Origin of the sequence: Brevibacterium sp. W7.2 (assembly GCF_018137945.1) — a bacterium.
Classification (GTDB): Bacteria; Actinomycetota; Actinomycetes; order Actinomycetales; family Brevibacteriaceae; genus Brevibacterium; species Brevibacterium sanguinis.
The window spans coordinates 321,679-334,358 of sequence record NZ_CP073089.1 but is presented as its reverse complement, the minus strand read 5'-3'; the positions used below and the strand labels follow the sequence as shown (position 1 = coordinate 334,358).

Genomic DNA, 12,680 nt, shown 5'->3' with positions numbered 1-12,680 from the left:
AGGAGATGCGCATGGACGCACAGATGACCACCAAATCGCGAGAGGCGCTGCAGACGGCAGTCAACGACGTCGTTGCGCGCCACAACAACCAGGTCGAGCCCGCCCACATCGTGGCCGCACTGCTCGAGCAGCCCGATTCTCTCGCCTCGAACCTCCTGGCGAAGGTCGGCGCTGACCGAAACACCGTGCTCACCGCGGTCGCCGCCGTCATCGGCGGCTTCCCCACCGTGAGCGGACAGTCCGTGGCGCAGCCGAGCCTGTCCCGGGCCGCCCTCGAGCTGATGAACCAGGCGCAGGAGGAGATGACCTCGCTCGGAGACCAGTACGTCTCGACCGAGCATCTGCTGCTCGCCGCCGCCGGCGGCCATGACGGCTCCGGCGATGCGCTGCGCGCGAACGGCGCCAGCCGCGACGCCCTGCTCGCGGCTCTGCCGGAGCTGCGCGGGGGCAAGAAGGTGACCTCGGAGAACCCCGAGGACACGATGCAGTCGCTCGAGAAGTTCGGCATCGACCTCACCGCCGCCGCGCGCGAGGGCAAGCTCGATCCCGTCATCGGCCGAGACAAGGAAGTCCGTCGCGTCATCCAGGTGCTCTCCCGCCGGACGAAGAACAACCCCGTCCTCATCGGCGAGCCCGGAGTCGGCAAGACGGCCGTCGTCGAGGGCCTCGCCCAGCGCATCGTCGCCGGTGACGTGCCCGAGTCGCTGCGGGACAAGACGCTCATCAGCCTCGATCTCTCGGCCATGGTGGCCGGCGCGAAGTACCGCGGCGAGTTCGAGGAGCGGCTCAAGGCGGTGCTCGAGGAGATCAAGAACGCCGACGGTCAGATCATCACGTTCATCGACGAGCTCCACACGATCGTCGGCGCCGGTGCCGGCGGCGACTCCTCGATGGACGCCGGCAACATGCTCAAGCCGATGCTCGCCCGCGGCGAGCTGCGGCTCATCGGCGCGACGACCCTCGACGAGTACCGCGAGAACATCGAGAAGGATCCGGCGCTCGAGCGTCGCTTCCAGCAGGTCTACGTCGGGGAGCCGAGCGTCGAGGACACGATCGCGATCCTCCGCGGTCTCAAGGAGCGCTACGAGGCCCACCACAAGGTCTCGATCAACGACGGCGCGCTCGTCGCCGCGGCGGGTCTGTCGAACCGGTACATCACCGGCCGTCAGCTGCCGGACAAGGCGATCGACCTCGTCGACGAGGCGGCCAGCCGGCTGCGCATGGAGATCGACTCCGCTCCGGCGGAGATCGACGAGCTGCGCCGCTCGGTCGACCGCCTGAAGATGGAGGAGATGGCGCTGTCGAAGGAGACGGACTCCGCGTCGCAGGAGCGCCTGAGCAATCTGCGCGCCGACCTCGCCGACAAGGAGGAGAACCTCCGTGCCCTCGAGGCGACGTGGGAGTCCCAGCGGGCCGGCCTCAACCGGGTCGGTGAGCTGAAGACGAAGCTCGACGAGCTGCGGTCGCAGGCCGAGAAGGCCCAGCGCGACACCGACCTGGAGACGGCGTCCCGCCTGCTCTACGGGGAGATCCCCGCCGTGCAGAAGGAGATCGCCGAGGCCGAAGCCGAAGAGGCCGAAGCCGATGCCGGGCAGAGCTCGGATCCGATGGTCAGCGACAAGGTCACGGCCAACGACATCGCCGAGGTCGTCGCCTCGTGGACCGGCATCCCCGCCGGACGCCTCATGCAGGGCGAGGTCGAGAAGCTCCTCGGCGCCGAGAACGAGCTGGGCAAGCGCCTCATCGGTCAGAAGGACGCGGTCGCCGCGGTCTCCGATGCGATCCGCCGGTCCCGGGCCGGGGTCTCCGACCCGGATCGCCCGACCGGTTCGTTCCTCTTCCTCGGCCCCACGGGTGTCGGCAAGACGGAGCTCGCGAAGTCGCTGGCCGACTTCCTCTTCGACGACGAGAAGGCCCTCATCCGCATCGACATGAGCGAGTACGGCGAGAAGCACACGGTCTCGCGGCTCGTCGGTGCGCCTCCCGGCTACGTCGGCTACGACGAGGGCGGTCAGCTCACCGAGGCGGTGCGCCGTCGGCCGTACTCCGTCGTCCTCCTCGACGAGGTGGAGAAGGCGCACCCGAGCGTCTTCGACATCCTCCTGCAGGTGCTCGATGACGGTCGTCTCACGGATGGTCAGGGCCGCACGGTCGACTTCCGGAACACGATCCTCATCCTCACCTCGAACCTCGGTTCGCAGTTCCTCGTCGATCAGGCGATGACCGAGCAGGAGCAGAAGGATGCGGTCATGGACGTCGTCGCCTCGGCGTTCAAGCCCGAGTTCCTCAACCGCCTCGACGACATCGTGCTCTTCGATGCGCTGAGCAGCGACGAGCTGACCTCGATCGTCGACCTGCAGATCAAGAGCATGGACAAGCGTCTGGCCGACCGCCGGATCACGCTCGACGTCACGCAGGAGGCGAAGGACTGGCTGGCGCTCGAAGGCTACGATCCCGCCTACGGTGCGCGTCCGCTGCGTCGCCTCGTGCAGCGCGAGATCGGCGACAAGCTCGCCCGTGCGATGCTCGCCGGTGACGTCCAGGACGGCGACACCGTCGAGGTGACGATGCCGGTGCACGCCGACACGACGGGCCTGGAGCTGCACGCGAAGAAGTGACCACTGATTGGGCGAGGGGGCGACCGCACCGGTCGCCCCCTCGCTGTGTCTGCGGCCACCTCGGTGAGGGTGCGGCGCTCAGCCGGTCTGCCGCACTCAGCCGGTCTGTCGGACACCGCTCCGGGAGCCGATGCCCGTCGCTGACCACCAGCGTCGCAGGAGTGCGCTGAGCTTCTCGTAGCTGCTGTCCTTGATGAAGATCGCGTCGACGGCGATCATCGTCAGCGAGAACCACGGCAGGCCCATGAGGAGGGCGATGCCGAGGTGGAACGAGAGGATGCCGAGGAGCGCGACGACCCGCGTGTAGCGGTTGAAGAGCATGAACGGGAAGGCGCACTGGAAGAGGATCGACCCCCACGAGATGACGACGACGCCGGGACCCCACGCGGTGACGAGGTCGGAGAGCACCGGCCAGGTGCCGAACTGGAGGGTCTGCAGCGGGTTGTAGACCGCGTAGCCGTGCTGCCACGCCTGGCCGCCGGCCTTGTAGAGTCCCCCGGACATGTAGATCGCGCAGACCTGGAAGGCGAGCACGACGATCGCGAGGTTGTTGGCCATGATGAGGATCCACGGGCCGTCGGCGGCTGCCGGGAGAGTGCCGAAGCGCTTCCGGTGGCGGCGGGAGTCGAGAGACCAGCGTCGCGTCGTGTCGGCGAAGAGGAGCGCGATGAGGAAGATCCGGTAGGCGTTGTCGCCCTGGTCGCCGGCACTGTCGTTGAGCTCGATGAAGCTCACCCAGGCTACGAGGTAGAACGGCAGGATGATGCGGGTGCGCCAGCCGAGGATGATCGTCACGGCGAGCACGGCGAGGCCGATGATCATCGCCGTGAACAGCGGCGGGTTCGTCACCGCACGGTGGAAGAGAGAGAACAGCCAGATGTTCGGGAAGTCGCTCTGGGGTTCGGCGATCTCGCCGTTCCAGGCCGACCCGACGCCGAACGCATAGTTGCGGGCCGCGAAGTTCGTGAGGATGAGCCCGAGCCCCGTCACCCCGATGAGGATGCGGGTGACGGCGAGGCCGTAGGTCGCGTGGTAGCGGCCGGTGAGCATCTCCTCGAGCCAGTTCCAGCCGCTGGCGAGCTTCGCCACGACGCGGGCGGCGACAGGGGTGGATGAGCCGTCAGCGGATGATGAGTCGTCGGCGGCGCTGTGGTGGCTGCCCTCGAGGGTGTCGGTGCTGTAGGAGCCGTTGATGCGGTCAGCGCCGCCGGAGCCGTCAGTGCCGCCGCTGCGGTCGTCACGGTTCGCCGTCGCTTGCGCTGTTCCCGCCTGCGCTGCGCCCGCAGCCGTCGCGCTGTCTGCAGTCGTCACGTCATCCGCCGACACTGCGTCCGACGGCGTCGTGGTCCTCTTCCCGGCCGGAGTCTCACTGCTCACTGACGCACCTCACTGTGTCCGAGGCGCAGAAGTAGTCCGCGAAGTCCTCATTCGACTGGTCATCGGCGAAGGTCAGGGCCCGCCAGCCGACGGCGGCGGGCTGGACCGCGGGACGCTCGGCGTCCTTGTCGTTGCGCTGCGCGAACGGCACGACGTTCTGCCGGGCCGCGAGGAACTGGACCCGCTGGACATCCTCGCCCCAGACGGCGAGCGCGACCTGCGTCGCGTACGCCGTCGCCGTGTTCTCCTCCGCCAGGTAGTCGTCGACCACGCCGTCGGGGTCGGCGTACTCGTCGAGCTTCGTCGTCAGTCGCTCGACCGAGTCCTCTCCCCGGAAGTAGTCGAGGGCGACGATCGACTTGTGGTCGTCGCTGAGGTCGTCCCACGATCCCTTGAGATCCGAGGCCACACTGATGCCGAGGCCGGCGGAGCGCGGCGGGAAGAGCTTGTACGTCGAGTGGTCGAGTTCGACATCGGTCGCCCGCACCCAGTCCGTCGTCTCCTCTCCGCCATCCGGGGTGGAGACGACGGCGCGGACGTCGAAGTAGTAGTCGCCGTTGATCGGTTCGGGGGCGAACACGCTCCACGACTGTCCCCACATCGGGATCATGTACTGCGAGAGCAGGTTGCCGGGGATGACCTCCCGCAGCGTCGACGACGGCGCGATCCAGAGGAACGAGGCGAACAGGTGGAACCCGGTCAGCGCCATGGCGATGACCATGATCGTGCGTTTGACCACGGGATTCGTCTTCGACTTCGCTGTTCGCGGCGAAGCAGTGCTCTTCGTGTCGTCCATCTCAGTTCCGGATTCGTCGTCGGCCACACCGCCGCGGAACCCGCGGCCGCGGGCACCGATCACCTGGCGATTCAGGGTTCGTTCAGACTCTAGGCTAACCGAGTCGCGAGCGCTCCCGTCGACTTTTCGCCATCACACAGTTCCCGCCGGCAACGATCCCTGCCGCCGGAGTCATGTGCCCTGCCACCGCACTCACTCCCCCGCCGGCTGTCGCAGCCACTCCTTGACCGCTTCGGTGCTCTGCCCGAGCGTCGGCGGCGCGAGATCGTAGCTCGGCGGCGTCTCGGAGAGGCGGATCGGGTTGGCCACGGTGGGGATGACGCGGTCACCGGTGCCCGCCTCGGCGATGGGGTCGAGGCCGAGCCGGGCGGCGAGTTCGACGCCCTCGGCGATCGTGTTGATCGGCGCGCTCGGCAGCCCGGCCGCCGAGAGGATCTCGTACCATTCCTGGTTCGTCTTCCGGGCGAGGGCGGTGACGAGGTAGGGCTCGAGCTCGGCACGGTTCTCGTTGCGGTTCGCGGCCTGGGCGAAACGGTCGTCGGCTGCCCATTCGGGGTGGCCGAGCACCTCGGCGAGCTTGCCGAACTGAGCATCGTTGCCGATGGCGATGATGATCTGGCCGTCAGCGGTGGGCATCGGCTGGTAGGGGTAGAGGCTCGGGTGGGCGTTGCCCATCGCCCGCGGCACGACACCGCCGGCGATGTAGGCCGAGGTCTGGTTCGCCAGGCCCGAGAGCGCCGAGGAGAGCAGGTTCGTCTCGACGAGCTGCCCGATACCGGTCTCCTGGCGGTGGACGAGTGCGGCGAGTATGCCGACGGTCGTGTGGAGGCCGGTGAACACGTCGACGATCGCGACACCGGCTTTGACCGGGCCGGACTCCTCGGTGCCGGTGACGCTCATGAACCCCGACAGTCCCTGGATGAGGAGGTCGTAGCCCGGCTGCGGATTGTCCCGCCCGAAACCGGTCACCGAGGCGTAGACGATGCCCGGGTTCTCCGCCCGCACCGAGTCGTAGTCGAGGCCGTACTTGGCCAGGCCCCCGGCCTTGAAGTTCTCGACGAGGACGTCGGCCCGGCGGGCGAGCTCCTGGGCGAGGGCGCGATCGTCGGGGTCGGTGAAGTCGAGGACGACGGAGTGCTTGTTCCGGTTGGCCGTGAGGAAGTACGTCGCATCGTCCCCGCGCCGAGGCGGTGCCCAGTACCGGGTGTCGTCACCGGTGCGGCCCTCGACCTTGATGACCGTGGCGCCGAGGTCGGCGAGCATCATCGTCGCGTACGGGCCGGCGAGGACCCGGGAGAAGTCCGCGACGAGGATCCCGGCCAGCGGACCGGTCCCCTTCCTGGCGAAGAGCTCGTCGATGTCCTCGGTCTTCACGTGCGACTCCCTTCGGCGCTGCCAGTCGGTCTCCCTTGCCGGACTGATCTCCTCGCCCGACTATACGGGGTCGGCAGGTGCGGAATCCGCAGGTCCTGCCGCGAGCAGGATCGCTAGACTCGGAGTCACACTGCGTCCGCAGTCGCACCACCAGATTTCCGGATGAGAGCACCACAGAAGAGGTAGACGATGACGTACCGCATGCCGGCAGAGACCGCCGCCCACGACCGCATCTGGATGGCGTTCCCGTCCTCGGGCTATGCGCTGGGTGCCTCGGAGGAGGACGCCGAGGCGGCGCGCACGACGTGGGCGGCCGTGGCCAATGCGGCCAGTGAGTTCACCCCGGTCACCGTCGTCGTCTCCCCGGCGCAGGTCGACCACGCCAAGCGCCACCTCGGCGAGGGCATCGAGATCGTCACTGCGGAACTCGACGATGCGTGGATGCGCGACATCGGCCCGACCTTCGTCGTCGACGACGAGGGGAAGCTCGCGGCCGTCGACTGGGTGTTCAACGGCTGGGGCGCGCAGGAGTGGGCGACGTGGGACAACGATGAGCACATCGGGCGCTTCGTCGCCGAGGCCGCGGACGTTCCGGTGATCTCCTCGCAGCTGCGCAACGAAGGCGGCGGCATCCACGTCGATGGCCACGGAACGGTGCTCGCCACCCGCAGCGTGCAGCTCGATCCGGGACGGAATCCGGGGCTCACCGAGGCCGATGTCGAGGCCGAGTTCGCCCGCACGATCGGCGCGAAGAAGGTCATCTGGCTCGATCACGGGCTGCACCGGGACAATCAGACCTTCGGCACGCGCGGGCACGTCGACATCGTGGCGACGATGCCGAGCCCCGGTGTCGTCCTCGTCCACGATCAGCGCAATCCCGAGCATCCGGACCATGAGTTCAGTGAGCAGCTCAAGGAGTTCTTCGCGAACGAGACGACCGCCGACGGTCAGCCGTTCGAGGTCGTGCCGATTCCGGCGCCGGAGATCCTCGAGGACGACGAGGGCTGGGTCGACTACTCCTACGTCAACCATCTCGTGACGAACGGCGGAGTCATCGCGTGCACGTTCGATGACCCGATGGACGCCGAGGCGCAGGCGATCCTCGAGCGGGTGTACCCGGGTCGCACCGTGGTCGGGGTCGATGCCCGCGAGCTCTACGCCCGCGGCGGCGGCATCCACTGCATCACGCAGCAGCCGAGTCTGTGACGGTGTCGCTGCGCTGAGGACACAGTCCGCTGACGCTGGGAGTTTTCCGGCAATGTCGCTTTTCCCCATCGACGCCGTGCGCGGCAGTGCGCGCCTGCCCTGGCGGACGGTGGCGCGATCGACCTCGCAGCGCGAAATTGCCTCACCACTGACCCGGTGTGTCGGTATAGGCTGGTGGCTCAGAACACATTTGCGACGCAGCGAAGGAGAGCACAACCATGAAGAAGCGATTGATTCTCCTGGCCGGACTGGGAATCGGGTACGTCCTCGGATCTCGGACCGGCCGCCAGAGCTACGAGAAGCTCAAGGCGCAGTTGCAGGAGCTGTGGACCGACCCGAAGGTGCAGGAGACGGTCGAGAAGGCCAACCAGTCGATCCGCGAGAAGGCTCCGGCGGTGGCCGATGCCGTCCAGACGGCGACCGACAAGGTCAACGCCGCAGCGCAGGAGCTCGACGGTGACGAGGATGCACACGACGGACCCTCGTCGAGCGGCTCGACAGGGGCGAAGGGTTCGAACGCGGCCGGTTCTGCCTCGGCTGGTTCGTCCGCTGCCGGTGCGGCGTCGAAGCCTGTGACGCCCGGAACCGGCTCGACCAGCGGTTCGAAGCCGACCACCGGAACCGGTTCCACGGCCGGTTCCACGCCCGGCTCGGCGACGTCCGGATCGGCCGCGACGCCGAAACCGGCCGGCAGCTCGGCAGGCGGCGCGACTCCCTCGCCGAAGCCCGGCGCCAAGCCGACTCCGGGAACTACCGCGAGTGCTGGGTCGAGCGCGAAGCCTGCCGGGGGCACGACCCCGACGCCGAAGCGAGTCAACGATGTCATCTCCGACCCCGAGCGCTCGATCGAGGACGAAGGACCTGCCCGCAGCTGACGGAGCTCAGTGCAGGATAGCGGCGGTTGCCTCATCGAGGCAGCCGCCGCTTCGTATTGCCAATGTCTACTGCGGCGAGCTCGTCAGACAGCGCCTACAGCGGCACACTGGCAGCGCCTTGAGCAGCGCACTGCCCGCGACTACAACAGCGAGCTCGTCAAGCGCGCGACGTTCTCGATGTACTTCTTGTGCAGCGGCCGGTTCCGCCACTCCTCGGCGTCGAGCTCGACGGAGTTCGGCGCGTACTCCTCGGCTTCGAGCGCGTACATCCGCGCCGTGAACTCCTTGTCGACGATGAACATCGTCACCTCGAGGTTCATCGCGAACGAGCGTTCGTCCATGTTCGAGGACCCGATGATCGACACATCGTCGTCGATGAGGAGGAACTTCGAGTGGAGGACGGTCGGGGCGTGGTACATGAAGATGCGGACCCCGGCGCGGACGAGCTCGTCGTAGTACGACTGCTGGGCGCGGTGGGTGAGCCAGTGGTCGCTCGTCTCACCGACGTAGAGGCGGACGTCGACGCCTGAGCGCGCCTCCGTCGTCAGCGCGTGGAGCAGCGACTCGTCGGGGACGAAGTACGGGGAGCACACGACGACCGTGCGGTTGGCGTTGTAGATGAGGTGGTTGAACAGTCGCAGGTTGTTCTCGTCCTCGAACCCGGGACCGGACGGGACGACCTGGGCGAGGGCGCCACCGCTGATGGGGGCGTTGAGTTCGAGCTGCGCGGACTCGTCGAAGAGCTCGTCGGTCTCCGAATACCAGTCCGTGGTGAAGACCGCGTCGAGTTCGTCGACGACCGGCCCCTCGCATTCGAGGGAGAGATCCATCCACTGGAAGCCCTTCCGCCGGTTGCGGGCCTTGTTGTACGAGCGGTCGATGATGTTCTGCGAACCGGTGAACGCCCTGACCCCGTCGACGACGAGGATCTTGCGATGATTGCGCAGGTCAGGCCGCTGATACTCGCCTCGCCAGGGGCGGATCGGGAGGGCGCGGCGCCACGGTATCCCCGACGAGTCGAGCCGTTTGACGAGCTCCGAATAGCCCGGATACCCGATCGACCCGAGGTGGTCGATGAGGATCCGCACCCGCACTCCCCGCGCGTGGGCGTTGAAGAGGGAGTCGATGAGCCGTTTCGTCGTCGCGTCGATGGCGACGATGTAGAACTCGAAGTGGACGTAGTCGTGGGCGGCGTCGATGGCGTCGGCCATCGCCTCCATGCACTCGTGGTTGTCCGTGTGCAGGATGAACGCATTGCCGTGGGTCATCGGCAGGGCGCCGAGGTCGAAGTTGAGCTGGGCCGCCGTCGCCAGGGGTTCGGGCAGGTGGCTGTGCTCGCCGACGATCGCCTGTTCGTTCGACTCCTCGCGGATGATGTCGTTGATGACGGTCTGCTTCTTCCGCCGATGCTTGGGCAGCTTCGACGAGCCGAGCAGGAGGAACGCGAGCAGCCCGACATAGGGGATGAGGAAGATCGCGAGCAGCCAGCCGAGCGCCACCGACGGGCGGCGGTTGTGCGGGATCCACCCGAGCGCGATGATCCGGATGAGGAGGTCGACGGCGAAGAGGAGGAAGATCAGCCAGTTCGGCCAGGCGCTGTCGACGGTGAAGAGAGGGTAGACCTCCACGTCGATCACCTCCTCCGCCTGGCACTCCGGCCGCCGGGGCGGCTCTGACTTCCTCATCGTATCGCGCAAGGTCACCCTGCCGATCCGCGGTGCGAACGCGCGATAATGTGATGACCAGCCCCGACCGAAGGTGTCCACTGCTATGACCGTCGATCCCACCGCCGTCCCCATCCGTCCAGCCGTGAGCGTGATCATGGTCAGGGACGGCGAGTCCGGACTCGAGGTCTTCGTCCAGCACCGGGTCTCGACGATGGATTTCGCCGCCGGTGTCGTCGTCTTCCCCGGCGGCCGTGTCGATCCCGTCGATGTCGCCGGCGCCGAGGCGGTCATCGTCTCCGACCCCGAGCTCCACCGGGCGGCGTGGCAGGATTCCACGATCGACGATTGGCGGGTCCTCATCGCGACCGCGGTCCGTGAGGTCGCCGAGGAGACGGGTGCCGTCATCGACCCGAATGCGCTCACACCGTGGGCGAACTGGGTGACCCCGCTCGGACAGCCGAAGCGCTTCGACACGTACTTCTACGTCATGGCCGCCGATGATGCGCTGGCCCCGCAGCATGTCACGACCGAGGCGCACACGAGCGAGTGGCTGTCGGTCGCGGCGCTCCTCGCCGCTGAGTCGGCCGGCGAGCTCAAGCTCATGCGTCCCACGTTCGTCCTGCTCAGCGAGCTGGCGACCTTCGCCTCCGCCGCAGCGGTCACGGCAGGGCCCCGCGCCATCGACGTCGTGCGCCCGGACGAGGCACGCTGAGCCAGGCTTCGATTCAGCGGCGGGAGGCCCGCATGCTGGTGAGGCGCTCTTCGACGACCCTGCGCTGTTCGTCCGAGCCGAGGAGTTCGGAGAGCGCCTGCTGTTCGGCGGCGAGTCCCTCGGCGAAGGGGACAGAGTAGGAGAGGTCGACGAGGCGCTTCGACCACACGAGCGCCTGACGGGACTTCGCGGCGATGTCGGCGGCCAGCTCGAGGGCTCTGGCGATCGGGTCCTCGGCGAGCTCCTCGACGAGTCCGATCCGCTGCGCCTCGACGCCGCCGATCGCCTCACCGGTGACGATGAGCTTCTTCGCCATGCCGGGGCCGACGAGACGGGGCAGCAGCTGGGTGCCGCACATGTCGGGGATGATCCCCCATTTGATCTCCATGAGCGAGAACTGGGAGTCGGGGCTCGCGACTCGGATGTCGGCGCCGAGGGCGATCTGCATGCCCCCGCCGAGGGCGGGCCCGGTGACCGCGGCGATGACGGGCACCTCGACGAGGGACCACACGTGCACGGCCTTCTGAGCGAGTGCTCGGGCTGAACCGAGGAGGTCACCGTCGGCGCCGATGCCACTGGGTCCCTCCTCGGCGATCCGGGCCATCTCTGCGAGGTCGAGACCTGCGCTGAAGGCGCGCCCGCGGCCGGAGAGGACGATCGCGCGCACCTCGGGGAGCGTGCTGAGGTGGAGACCGACCTCGACGAGCTCCTCGAAGACGTCCCTGGTCAGGGAGTTGAGTTTGTCGGCGCGGTCGATCTCGACGTGGGCGACGCCGTCGGCGATGGAATGGACGATCTGGGGCATCGAGGATCCTTTCACTGGCGTTGTCTGAACCCTACAAGGGTGAGCACGATCACGGCGACCAGGGAGGTCAGACACATGCCGACGACGCCCGGCCAGGCGAAGTCGGTGAAGAGCACGGCGGAGAGCCAGGCCCCGAGGCTCGTGCCGAGGTAGTAGACGGTGAGGTAGATGGCGGAGGACCGCGTGGTGTCGACGCCGGGTCGGGCGGTGCTCGCGGCGGCCGAGGCGCCGGTGTGGCCGAGGAAGAAGCCGCCGGTGAGCAGCGACATGCCGATGACGATGAGCGGGAGGGAGTCGACGAGGGTGAGGCAGGCGCCGATGATCGCGGTGGCCATGCCGATGAGCGTGAGGCGACGGCGGGTGAAGGCCACGGCGAGGCGACCGTAGTACGTCGTCACGACGGTGCCGACGAGGTAGATGAGGAAGAAGAGGGCGACGGTGCCCTCGCTGAGGTTCCACGGGTCCTGTTGGAGTCGGGAGCCGAGCATTGTGAAGGAGCCACCGAAGACGATCATGCAGAGGAACCCGGTGAGGTAGATTCCCCACAGTCCGCTCGGGGTTCGTCGAGGCGATCGGGTCGTGTCGCGCGGAGTCGTATCGGACTCGGGTCGGACCATGTCGCCGCGGAGGAGCCAGACGACGATGAGTCCGATGGCGAGCGCGACCGCTGCGGTGAAGGCGAGGCCGCCGTGCCAGCCGAGGACTTCGGCGGCGAGTCCGGTGAGCAGCCGGGAGCACAGGCCGCCGATCGTGTTCCCGGCGATGTAGACGCCGATCGCGCCGGGCAGAGCCGAGGGCGGAAGCCGCAGTGACAGGTAGGCCATCGCGGTGGCCGGCACCGAGGCGATCGCCACGCCTTGGAGGAAGCGGACGGTGATGAGCAGTTCGGGGTTGGGGGTGAACGGCAGGATGAGGGCGAGGACTGCGGCGAGGATGACGCCGCCGACGATCTGCCGGGCGTGGCCGATGCGGGAGGCGAGCAGTGAGAACGGGATGAGGAAGCAGGCCATGGCGACGTTCGTCGCCGAGACCGTGAGGCTCGCGGTGGGGGTGTCGATCGAGTACGCCTCGCGGATGGCGGGGATGAGGCCCTGGGTCTCGTAGAGGACGAGGAAGACCGAGATGCCGGCAAGGAACACTGCAACGATGGTGCGCCGGTTGCTCGTCGCGTTCGGCTCACCGGTGCTCATGGTCCTCACGGTATGCCTGCAGGACGGGATCGCTCAAACCGTTCCGCAGAGCGAACCCGT

10 protein-coding genes are annotated in these 12,680 nt (G+C 67.8%); 4 read left to right on the top strand and 6 right to left on the bottom strand.

Going from position 1 to position 12,680, the window contains the following annotated elements; genetic code table 11:
* The first annotated feature begins 11 nt into the window (after window positions 1–11).
* The gene (clpB, locus tag J9315_RS01470) at window positions 12–2,618 is read left to right on the top strand and encodes an ATP-dependent chaperone ClpB (protein WP_198499874.1); all 2,607 of its coding nucleotides are present in this window, start codon (window positions 12–14) and stop codon (window positions 2,616–2,618) included.
* 96 nt (window positions 2,619–2,714) lie between these two features.
* Here the strand turns inward: clpB and J9315_RS01465 are convergent, their stop codons facing one another.
* From J9315_RS01465 to J9315_RS01455, 3 genes are all read right to left on the bottom strand, one after another.
* A complete protein-coding gene (locus tag J9315_RS01465) occupies window positions 2,715–3,929 on the bottom strand; it encodes an HTTM domain-containing protein (RefSeq protein ID WP_232623743.1) in 1,215 nt (404 codons plus the stop codon).
* A 55-nt stretch (window positions 3,930–3,984) separates the two neighbouring features.
* A complete protein-coding gene (locus tag J9315_RS01460) occupies window positions 3,985–4,854 on the bottom strand; it encodes a DUF5819 family protein (RefSeq protein ID WP_232623744.1) in 870 nt (289 codons plus the stop codon).
* Window positions 4,855–4,983: 129 nt separating this feature from the next.
* Window positions 4,984–6,165 carry a CoA transferase gene (locus J9315_RS01455; protein ID WP_198499875.1) on the bottom strand — a complete coding sequence of 394 codons (1,182 nt, stop codon included), beginning with the start codon at window positions 6,163–6,165 and terminating at the stop codon, window positions 4,984–4,986.
* Window positions 6,166–6,354: 189 nt separating this feature from the next.
* On the opposite strand from J9315_RS01455, the gene J9315_RS01450 reads away from it, so the two are divergent.
* Both J9315_RS01450 and J9315_RS01445 read left to right on the top strand, forming a co-directional pair.
* Window positions 6,355–7,371: an agmatine deiminase family protein gene (locus J9315_RS01450; protein ID WP_211978657.1), complete on the top strand. Its 1,017-nt coding sequence runs from the start codon at window positions 6,355–6,357 to the stop codon at window positions 7,369–7,371.
* Between the two features lie 218 nt (window positions 7,372–7,589).
* Window positions 7,590–8,246, top strand: coding sequence for a hypothetical protein (locus J9315_RS01445; RefSeq protein WP_198499877.1), 657 nt, complete (start codon window positions 7,590–7,592; stop codon window positions 8,244–8,246).
* Between the two features lie 140 nt (window positions 8,247–8,386).
* On the opposite strand, the gene cls is transcribed toward J9315_RS01445, so the two are convergent.
* Window positions 8,387–9,874: a cardiolipin synthase gene (gene cls / locus J9315_RS01440; RefSeq protein WP_232623746.1), complete on the bottom strand. Its 1,488-nt coding sequence runs from the start codon at window positions 9,872–9,874 to the stop codon at window positions 8,387–8,389.
* 142 nt (window positions 9,875–10,016) lie between these two features.
* Here cls and J9315_RS01435 point away from each other — a divergent pair, with 142 nt between their 5' ends.
* Entirely contained in the window at window positions 10,017–10,625 is a 609-nt protein-coding gene (locus J9315_RS01435) for an NUDIX hydrolase (RefSeq protein ID WP_198499879.1), read from the top strand.
* Window positions 10,626–10,638: 13 nt separating this feature from the next.
* Here the strand turns inward: J9315_RS01435 and J9315_RS01430 are convergent, their stop codons facing one another.
* Together J9315_RS01430 and J9315_RS01425 are read right to left on the bottom strand one after the other, a co-directional pair.
* The gene (locus J9315_RS01430; RefSeq protein WP_198499880.1) at window positions 10,639–11,430 is read right to left on the bottom strand and encodes an enoyl-CoA hydratase-related protein; all 792 of its coding nucleotides are present in this window, start codon (window positions 11,428–11,430) and stop codon (window positions 10,639–10,641) included.
* An 11-nt stretch (window positions 11,431–11,441) separates the two neighbouring features.
* Entirely contained in the window at window positions 11,442–12,620 is a 1,179-nt protein-coding gene (locus J9315_RS01425) for an MFS transporter (protein WP_198499881.1), read from the bottom strand.
* Between the last annotated feature and the right edge of the window lie 60 nt (window positions 12,621–12,680).

Coding starts and splice junctions, on each gene's coding strand:
- J9315_RS01450 (WP_211978657.1), top strand. CDS start 6,355: ATGACGTACCGCATGCCGGCAGAGACCGCCGCCCACGACCGCATCTGG.
- J9315_RS01425 (WP_198499881.1), bottom strand. CDS start 12,620: ATGAGCACCGGTGAGCCGAACGCGACGAGCAACCGGCGCACCATCGTT.
- clpB (WP_198499874.1), top strand. CDS start 12: ATGGACGCACAGATGACCACCAAATCGCGAGAGGCGCTGCAGACGGCA.
- J9315_RS01445 (WP_198499877.1), top strand. CDS start 7,590: ATGAAGAAGCGATTGATTCTCCTGGCCGGACTGGGAATCGGGTACGTC.
- J9315_RS01430 (WP_198499880.1), bottom strand. CDS start 11,430: ATGCCCCAGATCGTCCATTCCATCGCCGACGGCGTCGCCCACGTCGAG.
- J9315_RS01435 (WP_198499879.1), top strand. CDS start 10,017: ATGACCGTCGATCCCACCGCCGTCCCCATCCGTCCAGCCGTGAGCGTG.